Source organism: Algoriphagus sp. (assembly GCF_029254265.1).
In the GTDB taxonomy this organism is placed as follows: Bacteria; Bacteroidota; Bacteroidia; order Cytophagales; family Cyclobacteriaceae; genus Algoriphagus.
This window is the reverse complement of record NZ_JAQWXX010000122.1, coordinates 16,892-33,146: the sequence shown is the minus strand read 5'-3', so window position 1 is coordinate 33,146 and position 16,255 is coordinate 16,892. Positions and strand designations below refer to the sequence as shown.

13 protein-coding genes are annotated in these 16,255 nt (G+C 37.4%); 12 read left to right on the top strand and 1 reads right to left on the bottom strand.

The annotated features are described in order from the left end of the window. Positions 1 to 11: 11 nt before the first annotated feature. Together P8O16_RS18435 and P8O16_RS18430 are read left to right on the top strand one after the other, a co-directional pair. Positions 12 to 1,931 (top strand): MMPL family transporter, encoded by a 1,920-nt coding sequence (locus P8O16_RS18435; RefSeq protein WP_300317214.1) that lies wholly within the window; start codon positions 12 to 14, stop codon positions 1,929 to 1,931. A 38-nt stretch (positions 1,932 to 1,969) separates the two neighbouring features. After that, positions 1,970 to 2,293, top strand: a complete 324-nt coding sequence (locus tag P8O16_RS18430; protein ID WP_300317212.1) for an MMPL family transporter — start codon at positions 1,970 to 1,972, stop codon at positions 2,291 to 2,293. On the opposite strand, the gene P8O16_RS18425 is transcribed toward P8O16_RS18430, so the two are convergent. Beyond that, positions 2,268 to 3,311: an endonuclease/exonuclease/phosphatase family protein gene (locus P8O16_RS18425; protein ID WP_300317210.1), complete on the bottom strand. Its 1,044-nt coding sequence runs from the start codon at positions 3,309 to 3,311 to the stop codon at positions 2,268 to 2,270. The two genes, P8O16_RS18430 and P8O16_RS18425, sit on opposite strands and share 26 nt — an antisense overlap. A gap of 227 nt (positions 3,312 to 3,538) precedes the next feature. On the opposite strand from P8O16_RS18425, the gene P8O16_RS18420 reads away from it, so the two are divergent. The 10 genes from P8O16_RS18420 to P8O16_RS18375 all read left to right on the top strand — a co-directional run bounded on the left by P8O16_RS18420 (position 3,539) and on the right by P8O16_RS18375 (position 16,255). Beyond that, entirely contained in the window at positions 3,539 to 4,108 is a 570-nt protein-coding gene (locus P8O16_RS18420) for a DUF2911 domain-containing protein (protein WP_300317207.1), read from the top strand. A 131-nt stretch (positions 4,109 to 4,239) separates the two neighbouring features. After that, entirely contained in the window at positions 4,240 to 6,654 is a 2,415-nt protein-coding gene (locus P8O16_RS18415; RefSeq protein ID WP_300317205.1) for a penicillin acylase family protein, read from the top strand. A 5-nt stretch (positions 6,655 to 6,659) separates the two neighbouring features. After that, positions 6,660 to 7,031, top strand: coding sequence for a hypothetical protein (locus P8O16_RS18410; protein ID WP_300317203.1), 372 nt, complete (start codon positions 6,660 to 6,662; stop codon positions 7,029 to 7,031). Between the two features lie 111 nt (positions 7,032 to 7,142). Further along, positions 7,143 to 7,661 (top strand): ArsR family transcriptional regulator, encoded by a 519-nt coding sequence (locus tag P8O16_RS18405; protein ID WP_300317200.1) that lies wholly within the window; start codon positions 7,143 to 7,145, stop codon positions 7,659 to 7,661. A gap of 131 nt (positions 7,662 to 7,792) precedes the next feature. Next, positions 7,793 to 10,414 carry an SLBB domain-containing protein gene (locus P8O16_RS18400; protein WP_300317198.1) on the top strand — a complete coding sequence of 874 codons (2,622 nt, stop codon included), beginning with the start codon at positions 7,793 to 7,795 and terminating at the stop codon, positions 10,412 to 10,414. Positions 10,415 to 10,434: 20 nt separating this feature from the next. After that, positions 10,435 to 11,754 carry a UDP-glucose/GDP-mannose dehydrogenase family protein gene (locus P8O16_RS18395; RefSeq protein ID WP_300317194.1) on the top strand — a complete coding sequence of 440 codons (1,320 nt, stop codon included), beginning with the start codon at positions 10,435 to 10,437 and terminating at the stop codon, positions 11,752 to 11,754. Positions 11,755 to 11,815: 61 nt separating this feature from the next. After that, positions 11,816 to 12,424, top strand: a complete 609-nt coding sequence (locus tag P8O16_RS18390; protein WP_300317191.1) for an acetyltransferase — start codon at positions 11,816 to 11,818, stop codon at positions 12,422 to 12,424. A gap of 18 nt (positions 12,425 to 12,442) precedes the next feature. Then, complete coding sequence (locus P8O16_RS18385; RefSeq protein WP_300317189.1) at positions 12,443 to 13,897, top strand: lipopolysaccharide biosynthesis protein; 1,455 nt, start codon at positions 12,443 to 12,445, stop codon at positions 13,895 to 13,897. Further along, on the top strand, positions 13,894 to 14,976 hold the full coding sequence (locus P8O16_RS18380) for a DegT/DnrJ/EryC1/StrS aminotransferase family protein (RefSeq protein ID WP_300317187.1): 1,083 nt from the start codon (positions 13,894 to 13,896) through the stop codon (positions 14,974 to 14,976). The genes P8O16_RS18385 and P8O16_RS18380 overlap by 4 nt, the downstream gene beginning before the upstream one ends. Then, on the top strand, positions 14,969 to 16,255 hold the full coding sequence (locus tag P8O16_RS18375; RefSeq protein ID WP_300317184.1) for an ATP-grasp domain-containing protein: 1,287 nt from the start codon (positions 14,969 to 14,971) through the stop codon (positions 16,253 to 16,255). The genes P8O16_RS18380 and P8O16_RS18375 overlap by 8 nt, the downstream gene beginning before the upstream one ends.

Genomic DNA, 16,255 nt, shown 5'->3' with positions numbered 1-16,255 from the left:
TAAAAACACTCATGTTTAAAAAATTCCGGGCTTACTTTTTTCTTGGAATAGCTGGTTTGATTTCAATTTTACTTCTCATTTTCAGGCCAATACCAGTTTTTAACTATGATTTCGAGCAATTTTTCCCGCAGAACGATGATGATTTGGAGTTTTACCAAGAATTCCGACGGCAGTTTGAAAATGACAACGACTATCTGCTTTTAGCTCTTAGCAATCCCAATGGAGCTTTACTTGATTCCACCTTCTTATCAAATTCTCTGGTTCTTCAAAAGAATATTGAAGCGCTGGAAAAAGTAGATACTGTTATTTCAATTTTGAATCTTGAGCGACCGGTAATCGGGGTTTTCGGCCTTCGGAAAGTTAAAGTCTTAGACTGGACAGATACTGTGAATTTAGAGGGTCAAAATGAAAAAATTAATCAATACCGTACTGAACTGATTTCAAAAGATGGAGAAAGTCTTCTTTTGTGGGTCAAAAATGAGCAAAATATCAGTAAAGAAGACGGTGATGAACTGTATGGCCAAATCAACTTGATTTTTGATTCTGCGCCTATTATTGTAAGGGCTGTAGCGGGAAAAATTCAAGCTCAGGGAGATTTTGTAAATCTTATGCAGCGAGAATTTGGTTTGTTTTTCGGTTTCTCTATAATCTTGATGCTGTTGATGTTGGCCTTGATTTTTAGGACTTGGTGGGGAGTAGTAATTCCATTCTTTATTTTAATTATCGGGGTAGCTTGGGCCTTTGGTTTGATTTTGCATTTAGGGAAAGCATTGGATGTGATGTCAATTATGCAACCGACCATTTTTTTGATTGTGGGGTTGAGTTCTTTAATTCATTTTTTCAATCATTTGATTAAAGAGTTGCGAATGAAAATCCCCAAGCATAAGGCAGTTAGAGGAGTTTTTAAGTCTCTTTTTGTACCTGTCTGGTTGACAGTTTTGACTACATCTCTTGGTTTCTTTTCGCTTTATTTCACTTCCATACCTGCGCTGAAAGAATTTGGATTGACCACTGGGCTAGGGATTTTAGTCATGTTTCTTGCCGTAATTTTGATTGCTCCGGGATTGCTTTATTTATTCCCAATCAAGATTCCAGACAAACCAAGAAGCAAAACCAAATTCATAAATCTAACCAGTTTGTTTTTGATTCTTCTTCGAAAAAGGAAAGTGATTGCGGTCATTTTTATTTCAGTCACCATACTTTCTGCTTTTCTTGGCTCACAGCTGAAAATAAATGGGTTTTTACTGGATAACCTTCCTGCAGATCATCCGATCCAAAAATCCTTTACCTATTTTGATACTCAGTTTGGGGGTTCTAATCCTTTGGAAATTAATTTGACGGCTGGGCCCGATGCCAAGAATTTACTCGATTTGGAAGTCTTGGAAGAGCTTGATCAATTGGAGGGAGAAGTAGATCGCTTGTTTTTTGGAGGACAAATTATAAGCCCATTGACAGTGATCAAATCGCTCAATCAGGCCCAAAATCAAGGAAGTGTCCAAGCCTTCTCACTTCCTTCAAAAGGACAGTATCAGCGGATGCAACGATTTTTAGATCAGGCCTTTGAAAAATCTGGGGTAAAAGTTTTGAGTGAAGATCGGAAGACAGGTCGATTGAGCACACGAACGGCTGATCTTGGAACTTTAGAAATGTCTAAAAAGAGACAAGCGCTCAAGGAATTTACAGATCGGGAAATAGATCCGCACTTGCTCCAGATTCGATGGACTGGAACTTCCTTTTTGATAGATAAAGGCCACCAATCAGTCACTTGGCAAATGGCAAAAGGGCTAGGTGTGGCTTTTATTTTAGTGGGGATTATCGCAGGATTTTTATTTCGGTCTTGGCGCATTTCATTTATTTTACTGATTCCTAATCTGATCCCATTAATCTGGATGTTGGGACTTATGTATGTTTTGGGGATGAGTTTAAACTGACCACCGCTATCCTTTTTACAGTAGCGTTTGGAATAGCCGTGGATGATAGTATTCACTTTATGACTAGACTTCGGAAAGAACTTCAAACTGGAAAAAACTTGATTTATGGTTTGAAACGAACATTTATAGAGACTGGTGAAGCTATAATTCAAACGACCATTATCTTGGTAGCAGGTTTTGGCTTATTGATTTTCAGTCAATTTGGAGTAACGCATTTTACAGGTTTGTTGATTGCTGCATCACTTATTTTTGCCCTATTGGCAGATCTTTTTTTACTCCCGATTTTACTATTACCAATGAAAAAAAAGTGGGATGAAAAGTTTCAAAAACGAATTGCTAAAGCTCCAAACCTTCCCAAGTAAAAACTGCTGAGACGGGATAGTGATCAGAATAATCCACTTCACGATGAGTTTTAAATTGAATCGGAGTTAACTCTGGACTGGAAAAAATATGATCAATCCTCAAAAAGAAAAGAATTCGATTATAAGTAAATCCAAATCCACGCCCAGCTATCTCGAATGCATTTTGGAGTGACTCACTTAATTTGAAATAGGTATACGAGTAGGGAATTTCATTGAGGTCTCCCATCAGAATAATTGGATGAGGGCTATTGGTATAGTGATCTACCAAAACCTTAAGTTGTTTGCTTCTTGCGAGACTGCCACGGTGGAGTTTGCCTAAAGTCTGTCGATAATTTTCTCTGACCCCCTCTATATCTTCCAAGCCATCAGAATTGATTTTCATTGATTCTAGATGTGCGTTATAGATCCTTATGGTATCTTCATTTACTTTGATATCTGCAAAAATGGCCCCATTAGTACGGTTATTATCAAAAACTTTTCCCTCATTTACGATTGGATATTTTGAAAAAATTGCCATCCCATACGAACGCTTATTTGGATTGCCTTCGATTATTTGATAGGACACATTGAATCCTACATCAGCTCCTAAAAGTTTTACTGCATTTCGCGAAGCAGTAGTATAATCCTGATAAAATTCCTGAAATACTTTCACATCGGCTGGTTGATCACTCAGCCAATTGAATACATTTGGATCAAATTTCCCCTCCGATCTACTCTTATAATCGAAAAGGTGCGCATTGTAACTCAATACTCGAAGACCTTCAACAGGTTCATTATTGGAACGAATCTGAATCGTAATCAAAAAAAACTTGTAGCCTATAACCATCGTAAGTAAGGGAATTAAGGCTAATTTTCTCCAGGAAAGGGTTAAAATACCAAGCAAAATAATATTTACTACCAAAATGATAGGGATGAAAAATGGTAGCAAACCGACATATTGAAAGTACTCCGGCGAAATGTATACGCTCGAAAAAAGAATAATTGAAGCAATGAAAACGACCCAGGTAATAAATTTCATTTTGCCATGAGGAACAAAGGAATTGAAAAACAACTATTTATCCACGAAAAGAATTTGAAATAGTTTTGCATTATCGGTTTGATGGAATTGAATAACAATAACAAACCAACGTGTAAATGTATGCCATTTGTATTTATTGAAAACTTTTCTTTGACTGACGGAGAATTCAAGGCTCAGACTTTGAAGATTTACTGAATAATTGTTATTTAGACGCTAAATTACCCACTATGAAAACATACCAAACTATTTTGATGACAGGTTTGATTGCAGGAGGAATATTCTCGTGTACTCCTAAGTCCACTGATACTGTTGAATCAGACAATTCAGCAGAAACAGTTCCTGTAGAAACAAAAGATGAAAGACCCAGTCCTGTAGTAATTGAGGAGGGAAAAATTGGCGGAAAAGACATTAAAATTCATTACGGTTCCCCGGCAGTAAAGGGCAGAACCCTCTGGGGCGATTTGGTTCCCTACAATATTGTATGGCGAACCGGTGCAAATGAAGCAACTTATGTAGACTTATCTGAAGACTTTATAGTTGAGGGAAATTCTATTCCTGCAGGAAAATACTCAGTTTTTACTATCCCCAAAGAATCTGGACCTTGGACAGTAATTTTCAATTCTGAATGGAATTTAGAACACGGACATTTTCAATATGATGAAAAAAATGACGTGTTAAGGGTTGAAGTTTTGCCTACTTGGGAGGGAAATTCGGAAGAAAGACTTTCCGTTAAAGTGGAAAGTCCGGGTATTGTTATCCGTTGGGAGAAAATGAAGCTTCCGATATCGATGAAATAAAAGTTTTGAAATAAAGGGCCTTCAAGTGAAAATTTGAAGGTTTTTTTTGATCCTTATCAAAACTTCGGGAATGGTAAACTTTTAATTAATAGAATAAATTAAATTCGCCACATCACCTTTCACACTCATTAATGAAATATATAGGTTTCTTTATTGCATTAGCTATCACTGTTGCATTGGCCATTGCCGTTTCAATGCCTCTTGGACCAGTTCCTCCATTAGCTCCGCTTTTAGATCCAAATCATGGTTTTTGGCAAAACTCATATAGTGAAGATGAACTCGCTAAGGATGAGTTGGAGCTTTCCAATTTGACTTCTCCGGTCACTGTGGTTTATGATGAAAATTTGATTCCCCATATTTTTGCCGAAAATGAGGAAGATCTTTATCGTGCACAGGGATATGTCACTGCAAAACACAGACTTTGGCAGATGGAGTTTCAAACCATGGCTGCTGCTGGAAGAATCTCTGAAATAGTAGGTCCTATAGCTATAGAACTTGACCGGATGACTCGAAGGAAAGGTCTTGGGTATGGTGCGGAATTAGGATTGAAATATCTTCAAGAAAATGATCCTGAAATACTCAAGCTGGCTGAAGCCTATGCTGATGGGGTCAATCAATACATTGATCAGTTATCTCCGGGGCAAGTTCCTGTAGAATATAAGATTTTGAATTATAGACCCGAACATTGGACTACTTATAAATCTATCTTACTACTCAAGTACATGTCTGACATGTTGGTGGGAGACAGGGATCTTGAGTATTCAAATTTGAGGAAAATTTTAGGCCAGGAAATGCTGGATAAGCTTTATCCTGATTTTCCAGTAGATAATGATCCTGTTATTGAGTCAGAACATTTATGGGACTTTACTCCGCTTTCTGTTACAAAGCCTGACAGCATTCCTTTTCCAAATGATCTGCTCGTGATCGATCCACTTCCACAGCCTGAAGAAGGAACAGGCTCTAACAACTGGGCGGTTTCAGGTTCTAAAACAAAAAGTGGTAATCCAATTTTGGCAAATGACCCTCATTTGAGCTTGAATTTGCCTTCCCTTTGGTATAGTATGCAGTTGAGTACTCCAAATCATTCTGTCAAAGGAGCCACCCTGCCAGGAGCTTTGGGTGTGATCTCAGGATTTAATGAAAATATAGCATGGGGGGTGACAAATGCTACCAAAGATGCTCGTGATTGGTATAAAATCACATTTCAAGATAACCAAAGAAAAGCTTATAGATATGGCGATGAGTGGAGGCCTACTACCTTTCGAATTGAAGAAATCAAAGTAAAAGGTGAAAATCCATATTTGGATACCGTGGTCTATACTCATTATGGTCCCGTGGTTTACGATCGTACTTTTAAAAGTGAGCGACAGGATGTCAATTTTGCTTTGAAATGGACTGTTCATGAGGGTTCCAATGAACAAAGAACCTTCATCATGATGAACAAGGGTAAAAACCATGAGGATTATAACAAGGCTCTAGATAATTATTCAGCTCCTGCTCAAAACTTTGTTTTAGCATCAAAATCTGGAGATATCGCCATGCGGATTCAAGGGAAATTCCCGTTGAAATGGAAAGAGCAAGGAAAGTTTTTCATGGATGGAGCTGATCCACGATTTGAATGGCAGGGGTATATTCCAAATGAACAAAATGCCTCGACACTTAATCCTGAAAGGGGATTTGTTTCTTCTGCAAATCAGCACCCTGTTGACCCTTCATATCCTTACTATGTATTTGACAATAGCTATGAGCATTATCGAAATCGAAGATTGAATAATCGACTTCGGGAGCTAAGCGATATTACTACCGATGACATGAAGGCATTGCAGTTTGATGATTATTACTTGCACGCGGCAGAAGCATTGCCTGTAATGATAGGCTTGCTAGGGACAAGCTTTGATTCTTATCCCCAAGCCAAGAAATATTTAGATGAGTTGAAAAGCTGGGATTTTTTCGCTGATCCCAATCAAAAGGCACCAACTCTTTTTTATATCTGGTGGGATAAAGCGTATGATCAAATCTGGAAGAAATGGAGTGAATTTGGTGTGCCGGTAGTTGAACCGAATAATTATCAAACAGTTCGTTTACTTCAAATAACTCCTCAGGACCCCGTGTTTGATGTAGATAAAACAGATGTAATAGAGACAGCTTCTGATCATGTCAAGATTGGTTTCCAAGCTATGGTGAAGGCGATGAAGGAATGGGAGGAAAAAGAGGGGGATTATTCTTGGGCAAATTATAAACGAACCAGTGTTCAGCATTTGGTTCCACAGTTTGCACCATTCTCAGTGACCAATATATATACAGGAGGAGGTAGAGGGATTCTTAATGCCACAAGTGAACGCCATGGTGCCAGTTGGAGAATGGTAGTCGAAATGGGAGATGAAATCAAGGCGTTTGGAGTCTATCCTGGTGGTCAATCCGGAAATCCAGGGAGTAAATTTTATAGCAATTTCATCCCAATTTGGGCCAATGGGGAATATTTGAATTTTAATCTTCGAAGTAAGGAAGATTCTGAAGGAGTCCTGTTTCAAACCATCTTAAAATAATCATCATGAGATTTATACTATTTATTCTTGTTGTAATAGGCATCGTAGTTTTTTTAAATCCCTTTTTTCCTTTCTGGGTGATCATGATAGTAATTGGTTTACTTTCAGCTCTCTTGGGATTAAGTGGAATTCAGGGATTTCTCGCTGGTGGTTTAGGCTATGGATTGGCTTGGCTTGGACAAGCTTTATTTATCAGTGCTTCCACAGGAAGTGACCTTCCAAATCGTATGGGAGAACTAATGGGTCTTGGAAGTGGAATGACTATAGTTGGGCTTACAGCGATTATTGGATTTTTTCTGGGCAGTTTCAGTGGTTTAACGGGTAGCTTGCTTAGAAACTTATTTCGGAAAAAACCGGACAACCTGTATAGAGGGTAATTCAACTTTAATGATTAAAAAAAGATTCTTTTAACACTGAAGAATCTTTTTTTATTTCATGGGTTCATTGAAATGAGTACCTTTGTTACTCACTATTTGAAGTGAATTTTTATGCTTGAATCCTTAATCACCTCGAAAACTCGTTTGAGGTTGCTTGTTAAGTTTTTTGTGAATTCAAAAACACAAAGTCATCTTCGCGGCTTAGCCGATGAATTTGGTGAGTCCACCAATGCAATACGCAAGGAGTTAAACAACTTAACGCAAGCAGGGATTCTCACAAAAAAAACAGATAAAAATAAGATAGAGTACCAGGCGAACGTGGCTCATCCTTTCTTCTCAAACATCCAAGAAATTATCAGAAAATACCTCGGGCTGGATAGACTGCTGGAGCAAATTTTGGAGCGAATGGGAGAGGTCAGTCAGGTTATCCTTGTAGGAGATATTGCAAAGGGCATAGATTCAGGGAAAATAGAGGTGGTAGTTACAGGAGATGAATTAAACGAAAATTATATTCTGGGACTTACTGCTAAAATTGAGCAAATGATAGAGCGAAAAGTCATATTGACTTTGCTTGATCACCGTATGCCATCCCCCGGGCTAACTTTGTTTGACAAGGAAGCAGGGAGCTGATTTTTTGGCCATTTTTTTATTTAGGTAGCTAGGCGCTTTTGTGACTGAAAGGGCGAAGCTTTGAAGTTATAGTTTGAAAACAAATTAAAAGTGAGAAATTAGCCATCCAAACTTCCAAAACTCAATAAAGATTGAAACACATTAATTTGACCATATCGAATAGGTTCAAGTCGAACTTTAGATTGCTTTTTTTATTGCTTTTGGTATTCATTACTATTTCAGTAAATGGCCAAAACTTATCCGATATCCAGAATTTGAAAGTGGATAATCTTTCAGATGCGCAAATTGAGCAATTAATCAAAAAAGCAGAAGCCAGCGGCTTGAGTGCTTCGCAGCTTGAATCCCTCGCACGGGAACGAGGAATGCCAGCCTTTGAAGCGGCAAAGTTAAGACAGCGCATCAATGATTTGCAGAGCAAGGTTAATCCACAAAGCAATTCATTATCAGGAGTAAATCGGGGATTAGATTTAGAAAAAAATTCTGATTTATTTGACTCCGTTCGAAGGGCTGATCCTTATTTTGATTTAACACCAACACAAAAAAAGATTTTTGGTTACAAGCTTTTCCACAACAGGAATCTTGATTTTAATCCAAGTCTTAATTTACCCACTCCACAAAATTATATCGTGGGTTCAGGTGATCAATTACTTATTGATGTGTACGGTGCCTCACAACAATCTTTTGATTTGACAGTAAGCCCTGAAGGAAGGGTTTTGATACCTAATCTCGGTCCAGTTCAGGTAGGTGGTGCTACTATTGAGGCAGCTACTTCAAGATTGAAAGGATCTTTAGGGCGTATTTATTCAGGGTTAAATGGTTCGAATCCGAATACTTTTCTTCAGCTTAGATTGGGTAATATTCGTTCTATCAAAGTTTCCATGGTTGGAGAGCTATCTAAACCAGGAACTTACACTTTACCATCTTTTGCTACAGTTTTTAATGGTTTATTTGCCGCTGGTGGACCAAATGAAAACGGAGCCTTTAGAAACATTCAGGTATATAGAGATAGTAAATTAGTAGCTACTGTAGATATTTATGAGTTTTTATCAAAGGGAGATCAATCGGCTAACATCATGCTTCAGGATAATGATGTAGTGATTGTTCCTCCGGTATCTGCACGTGTGGAAGTTATTGGCCCTGTTCGCAGGGAAGGACTTTTCGAAGTAAAACAAAGTGAGTCACTAAGTGATCTTTACATTTACACAGGTGGGTTTACAAGTCTGGCTTATCAAGATAGAGTGACTATTCGAAGGATTGAAAACAATCAACGAAAAGTAATTGATGTATCATCCGAACAATTTCAGTCATTCTCTCTAAAAGATGGAGACGAAATTCTCATAGGAGAAGCATTGGAACGTTTTTCAAACCGTGTTCAAATCACTGGGTCAGTAAACAGACCAGGTGAATATTCTATTGATAAAAGCGGGTTAACTGTAAAACAACTAATCGATAAATCTCAAGGACTCAAGCCAGAGGCTTTTGTTAATCGTGCTACTCTTTACCGAACTAGTGAGGATCTTACTTTAGCTGCTCAGCCTTTGGATTTAAAAGGAATTCTTGATGGTACAGTACCGGATGTCCCACTCAAAAATGAAGACCTCCTTTTTGTGCCTAGCCGATATGATATTCAGGAGGAGTATTATGTGAAGATTTCAGGGGAGATTAATTTCCCCGGAACTTATCCCTATGCAACTGAAATGACCGTGGGAGACTTGATATTGAGGTCCGGTGGACTTTTGGAATCGGCATCAAATTCTTTTATTGAGATTGCCAGAAGAGTGCGTGATAGTGAATCTGGAAAGCTGGCAGAAATTGAGACATTAAATATCGATCCGGAATTGATTTTGACTTCTGAGGAGGCAAATAAGCCATTGAGGCCTTTTGATCATGTGTTTATTCGAAGAAAACCCGGCTTTGAACGTGAGCAAATAGTTCAGATAAAGGGAGAGGTAATTTATCCTGGTGAATTCGCTATTTCGGGAGCGAACGAACGAATATCGGATGTTATAAAAAGGGCAGGTGGATTAAACCAATTTGCTTATCCTAAAGGTGCAAGTTTAATCAGAAGGACAATTTATTTCAAAGGAGAAACTGATGATCAAATCAGGGAGGATTTGCTTCGAGAAATTAAAGATAATTTAGACCCTCTAAAAAATAGAGAAGGTAATGAAGCTGAAGAATTGTTATTTGAACGAATAGAAAAAAAGCTGGAGTTAGCTGAGCAAGAAAAATTAAGAGCAGAAAGGGAAATCGAGAAAGGAACGCTTTTTACAAACCTCAACTTAAATAGCAACTCTATCGATTCTACAATGAGAATGAATCAGCAAGATTTCGTAGGAATAGACTTGGAAAAGATTCTAAAAAACCCCGGTAGCGCCGAAGATTTAATATTAATGGAAGGTGATATTATTCAAATACCTAAGGAGTTGCAGACTGTAAGAATGGTTGGAGAGGTTTTACTTCCTACCACCACTAGATTTGATTTGAACAGAAACCTAAAGAATTATATTTCAAAGGCTGGTGGATTCACTGAAAAAGCAAGAAGATCAAAAACCTATGTGGTCTATGCCAATGGTGATGCAAAACGTACTCATAGTTTTCTGGGTTTGAAATTTTATCCTGAGCTTGAACCTGGAGCTGAAATAATAGTACCAAGAAAGCCGGAGAAAGAAGGCTTAAGTGCCGCTGGTTGGATAGGACTTGCTTCAAGCTTAGCAACCTTGGGAATACTTGTTAATAATTTAATTCAATAGAAATAATCAACTATTAATTTATGAAAATCGCAGTTGTAGGAACCGGTTATGTAGGCTTGGTGTCTGGAGCATGTTTTGCAGATGTAGGAATCGAAGTCACTTGTGTGGATATCGATCAGAAGAAAATCGACAAACTTAAGAATGGTATAATGCCCATTTATGAGCCTGGTTTGGAAGAGATTGTTATCAGAAATTATAAAAGTGGTAGACTTAAGTTTAGTACTGATCTGGGTGAAGCAATTCAAGGTGCAGAAGTGGCATTTATTGCTGTGGGGACTCCTCCCGGCGAAGACGGATCAGCAGATTTAAAGTACGTGCTTGCAGTGGCGGATGAAATTGGTCGTAAAATGACTGACTATATAGTAGTTGCGACAAAAAGTACAGTTCCCGTTACCACTGGAGAGAAGGTGCGTACAGCCATAGCAAGTGCATTAAAGGATAGAGGTTCGGATTTACCTTTTGCGGTAGCTTCAAATCCAGAGTTTTTGAAAGAAGGTGCAGCAGTGGATGATTTTTTAAAGCCTGATCGAATTGTAATTGGGGTTGATGATGAGCGAGCTGAAAAGATTATGCAGCGATTATACAAGCCTTTTCAATTAAGCGGAGAGCGAATCATCTATATGGATATTCCTTCCGCAGAAATGACTAAGTATGCAGCCAATGCAATGCTTGCTACCAAAATATCTTTTATGAATGATATCGCCAATCTATGTGAGTTGGTAGGAGCTGATGCAAACATGGTGAGAAGGGGTATTGGATCGGATCCGAGGATAGGTAATAAATTTATCTACCCAGGTGTGGGCTATGGAGGATCTTGCTTCCCCAAGGATGTGAAGGCAATTATCAAAACCGCAAAACAATATGGATATGATCTTAAAGTACTTCAGTCTGTTGAAGATGTGAATGATGCTCAGAAATTTGTACTTTCTAAAAAGGTGAAAGCCCATTTTGGAGAAGATTTGAGCGGGATGACTTTTGCGATGTGGGGACTAAGCTTTAAACCAAATACTGATGATATGAGAGAAGCTCCTGCGGGAGTAATCATAGACGAACTTAGAGCTGCAGGAGCCACTGTTAAAGCTTATGATCCTGTTGCGATGGAAGAAGCTAGAGCACATTATATTTTCGATAAAGTAACCTATTGCAAAGATGCTTATGAAGCCTTAGTGGACGCAGATGCATTATTACTTGTTACTGAATGGTCTGAGTTCCGAATCCCAAGTTGGGATGTAGTTGGAAAGCTTCTGAAAAACAAAGTGATTTTTGATGGTCGAAATATTTATGATAAAAAGTATCTGAAGTCCCTTGGCTTTGAGCTTTTCGGAATCGGTTCTAAATAAAAATTCTACCTCCGAATTTAAATTCGGAGGTATTTAGATTTCTTATTGCAACTAAAAAAAAATGATAATTGCAGGAGCTGGAGGTCACAGTTTAGAGGTTCTGGAGGTCTTATTAAAGAATGGATTTTCAAAAAATGAAATCCTGTTTTTTGATCAAGACCCTAAAAAAGATGGTAAGGCTATAGAGGGAATTAGAGTAGTTACGTCTTTAGATGACGTAAAACTTCATTTCACAATTTCAAATTATTTCTGTCTTGGGGTTGGTAATCCTGCCGCAAGACAGAATTTATGCGATTTATTAGAACTTGCAGGAGGCACACTAAAAAGTATAAAAGATGATTCATCTTTTATTAGTCATTCTGCTAAAGGGCAATTTGATGCGCTGCCATTTAGTTTTATAGGGCCTAAAACAAAAATCGGAAAAGGAGTTCTGATCAATACGCGTGCTCACGTTCATCACGAATGTCAAGTTGGTGATTTCAGTGATATTGGTCCAGGAGCAATGATGCTTGGGAACTCTCAAATTGGGGAATACTGTAGAATTGGTGCAGGTGCTGTTATTCTGCCAGGAGTCAAGTTGGGAAATGAAGTAATTGTAGGATCGGGGGCAGTCGTGACAAAGACTTTCTCTACAGGAAGTATTATTAAAGGGATTCCTGCAAGATTATAGGTTAATTCTATACAAATCGTGCCATCGGCAATATCAAAATCTAATTATAAAAACATTGGCTGGTCCTTTTTGGACCGGTTTGGTTCTCAGGGGATAGCTTTTATTTTTAATATATTCCTAACGAGGATTTTGAGCCCTGAGGATTTTGGTTTGATAGGGATGATTGTTGTATTTATAGCACTTGGACAGACATTGGTGGATTCTGGTATGACATCTTCCCTGATTAGAAAAACTAATCCTGATAGTACAGATTTTTCAGTTGTATTTGCTGCAAATCTGTTGTTTAGCTTGACAGTATATCTAATAATTTTTTTTTTAGCTCCTATTGTTGCTGATTTTTATGATCAGCCTGGCTTAGTAAATATTTTAAGGGTCTATTCTTTAGGATTTATTTTTATTGCTTTATCTGCGATCCAGCAAACAGTCTTAATTAAAGATTTGGCTTTTCGGAGGCTCACTAAAATCCGTATTCCTGCTGCATTAATCAGTGGGATTATAGGGGTAGTATTAGCATGGAAGGGATTTGGAGTTTGGAGCTTAGTTTGGATGTATCTTTGCAATCAAGTTCTTTTGAGTTGTTTGTTTTGGATTTTAGGAATATGGAAACCCCAGGTCAAATTCGATTTCTCCCGATTTAAAGAGCATTTTAGCTTTGGTTACAAGTTATCTATTGCTGGGATTTTAAATACAGTATTTGATAATATATATAATGTATTGATAGGTAGATTTTTTCCGGTAAGCACATTAGGATTTTATACCAGAGCAAATATGATGAAGCAGTATCCAGTAGAGACTTTTTCATCGGCACTTCAGAAAGTAACATATCCTTTATTTTCTATTCAAAAAGAAAATATTAGTGAATTAAAAAATAGCTTCGAGGAATTAACTCAGCGAGTTATTTTTATAATTGCTCCATTAATGTTGATAGGTTCGGCATTAGCCGAACCTATTTTCTTGGTATTATTTGGTGAAAAATGGTTGCCGGCAGTACCATATTTTCAAATTTTATGTTTTACTGGCGTTTTGTACCCTATTCATTCTTATAATTTAAATATTCTGAATGTTTTTGGGCGCTCAGACCTGTTTCTTAAATTAGAAATAATCAAAAAGATACAAATTGTTGTTATTATTTTGTTTGCCTTCCAATTTGGAATTTATGGCTTGATATGGGCACAAGTATTTGCTTCTTTTACATCTTTCTACATTAACACATTTTATACTGGAAAATTTATTGATTATGGTTTCCTAGATCAGTTGTATGCAATTTTCCCGATGCTGGGTCTAGCATCTTTATCTGGTTTGTTTTTATTTTTCGTCCAAAAAGCATTTTGGTTTACGGAGTTAAAACCGATTTTTCTTTGTGTAATTTTGATTCCAATAGGAATGGTTTTTTATCTGATTTTAAATTTATTGTTTAGAACTAATCCTTCTATGGACCTTTTAAAATGGTCAAAAATTAAATTTGTGAAATGATACCTGTAACGAAACCTTATTTACCGCCTGCAGAAGAGTACAATAAGTATTTAGAAGGAATTTGGAAGCGACAGTGGCTAACCAATAATGGCCCGCTTGTGAATGAGCTAGAACTGAAAATTGCTGAGTTTCTTGGAATGAAAAATTTCCTTTATCTGAGTAATGGAACAATAGCATTACAGATTGCAATCAAAGCGCTTGGTTTAAAGGGGGAGGTTATTACTACGCCTTTCTCTTATGTCGCAACTACTTCCAGTCTTGTCTGGGAAGGGTGTAAACCAGTATTTGTGGATATAGATCCTAGAACTTGGAATATTGATCGCAAAAAAATTGAAGAAGCGATAACTCCTAATACCTCTGCCATTCTAGCCACTCATGTATTTGGGAATCCTTGCGACGTTATTAAGATTTCGGAAATTGCCAACAAGCATAATCTTCCTGTCATATATGATGGGGCACATGCCTTTGGTGTGAAATTTTTAGGAAAATCTCTCTTTGAATATGGAGATATCTCAACAGTAAGTTTCCATGCTACTAAGCTATTCCACACAATTGAGGGGGGAGGAGTTTTTTCAAACAATAAAGATCTCTTTAAAAAAATGGGATTTATGAGGAATTTTGGTCATGATGGACCAGAAGTCTTTAGAGAAGTGGGTATCAATGGTAAGAATTCTGAGTTTCATGCAGCAATGGGGCTAGCTAATATTAAAAAAGTAGATGAAATTATAGCAAAACGGAAAATATTATCTGAGCTATATGATTTAAAATTGACGGATTTGGGTTTCGAAAAACAAAAAATCAGCAAAGAAACTACTTTTAATTATAGTTATTATCCAATATTACTTGATAATGAAGAAGCTACTTTGTTATGCCTAAGCAGATTGAATAAATCTCAAATTTTCCCCAGAAGATATTTTTACCCAAGCTTGACTCAAATACCTTACTTAGAGTCAGATTCACTACCAATCTCAGAAAATATTTCAAAAAGAGTTTTATGCCTACCAATCTATTATGAATTATCGGTAGAAGAGGTTGATTTAATTTGTAGAATAATCAAATCTTTCCTGACGAATGCCTGAAAGTAAAATTAGAGTGCTGGTTTTTCCTTGCGGTTCAGAGATTGGATTGGAGGTTTTCCGTTCTTTAAAATATTCCAGACATGTAGAATTGGTAGGAGCCAATAGCGTGGATGATCATGGTAAATTTGTCTACACTGAATATTTTGGAAACATTCCATTTGTGGATGCACCGGATTTTGAAGAGGTTTTTCAGAAGTTAATTCTTGAAAAGAACATTGATGCAGTGTATCCAACTATGGATCAGGTTATTTCTACACTTTCTGAGATGGGCGATCGTTTGCACTGCAAAGTTCTTGGATCTCCTAAAAAGACAAATAGATTAGCGCTTTCTAAAAGCAAAACTTACCAGTTTTTTGAGGGGAAAATAAAAACTCCTGAGGTTTACACAAGTCTGGATGATATTCATGCCTTTCCAGTTTTTTCCAAACCAGATATAGGCTACGGATCTAGAGGAACAAGAATTCTTCACTCCCTGGAAGAAGCTAAAAAAAGAAAGCAACAGCATCCCGAACATCTCATCTTAGAATACCTTCCGGGAGAAGAATATACCGTGGACTGTTTTACTGACAGGTTTGGTAAGCTATTGTTTGTTGGACCTCGAAAAAGAGGAAGAATTCAAAAAGGGATCAGTGTTAATACTACTCCGGCGCCTGAATTATTAGATGAGGTCAACAAATTTGCACAGAAGATTAATCAAGAAGTCGAATTGAGAGGTGCCTGGTTTTTTCAAGTGAAAAAAAATCAGAATGGGGAACTTTCACTTTTGGAATTTGCTACTCGGCTGGGTGGAAGTAGTTCCTTATTCCGTGCAAAGGGAATCAACTTTGCACTGATGGCAATCTTCGATGCATTCAATTATCCAGTTGAAGCAAACGAGAATAGCTATGGAATAGAACTGGATAGAGCATTGGATCAACGTTTCAAGTTTGATTTTGATTATCAGAACGTCTATGTTGACTTAGATGACTGCCTGATTCTCGGAGATCAAATCAATTCAGATCTTGTCAGATTTATTTACCAAAGTATTAATAAGTCTAAGAAAATTATTTTGATCACCAAACATGAAAAGGACTTGGTCGATACGCTCAAGAAATTTAGAATTTCCTCTTTGTTTGATGAACTGATTCACCTTAAAAAGACTCAAGAAAAAGCTGATTTCATGCAGTACGACAATGCTATTTTTATTGATGATTCTTTTGCAGAACGAAAAAAAGTAAGTTTAAAACTACGTATTCCTGTATTTGCTCCTGATGCGGTGGCAAGCTTGATTACAGACTAA

Coding starts and splice junctions, on each gene's coding strand:
- P8O16_RS18435 (WP_300317214.1), top strand. CDS start 12: ATGTTTAAAAAATTCCGGGCTTACTTTTTTCTTGGAATAGCTGGTTTG.
- P8O16_RS18425 (WP_300317210.1), bottom strand. CDS start 3,311: ATGAAATTTATTACCTGGGTCGTTTTCATTGCTTCAATTATTCTTTTT.
- P8O16_RS18420 (WP_300317207.1), top strand. CDS start 3,539: ATGAAAACATACCAAACTATTTTGATGACAGGTTTGATTGCAGGAGGA.
- P8O16_RS18415 (WP_300317205.1), top strand. CDS start 4,240: ATGAAATATATAGGTTTCTTTATTGCATTAGCTATCACTGTTGCATTG.
- P8O16_RS18410 (WP_300317203.1), top strand. CDS start 6,660: ATGAGATTTATACTATTTATTCTTGTTGTAATAGGCATCGTAGTTTTT.
- P8O16_RS18405 (WP_300317200.1), top strand. CDS start 7,143: ATGCTTGAATCCTTAATCACCTCGAAAACTCGTTTGAGGTTGCTTGTT.
- P8O16_RS18395 (WP_300317194.1), top strand. CDS start 10,435: ATGAAAATCGCAGTTGTAGGAACCGGTTATGTAGGCTTGGTGTCTGGA.
- P8O16_RS18390 (WP_300317191.1), top strand. CDS start 11,816: ATGATAATTGCAGGAGCTGGAGGTCACAGTTTAGAGGTTCTGGAGGTC.
- P8O16_RS18380 (WP_300317187.1), top strand. CDS start 13,894: ATGATACCTGTAACGAAACCTTATTTACCGCCTGCAGAAGAGTACAAT.
- P8O16_RS18375 (WP_300317184.1), top strand. CDS start 14,969: ATGCCTGAAAGTAAAATTAGAGTGCTGGTTTTTCCTTGCGGTTCAGAG.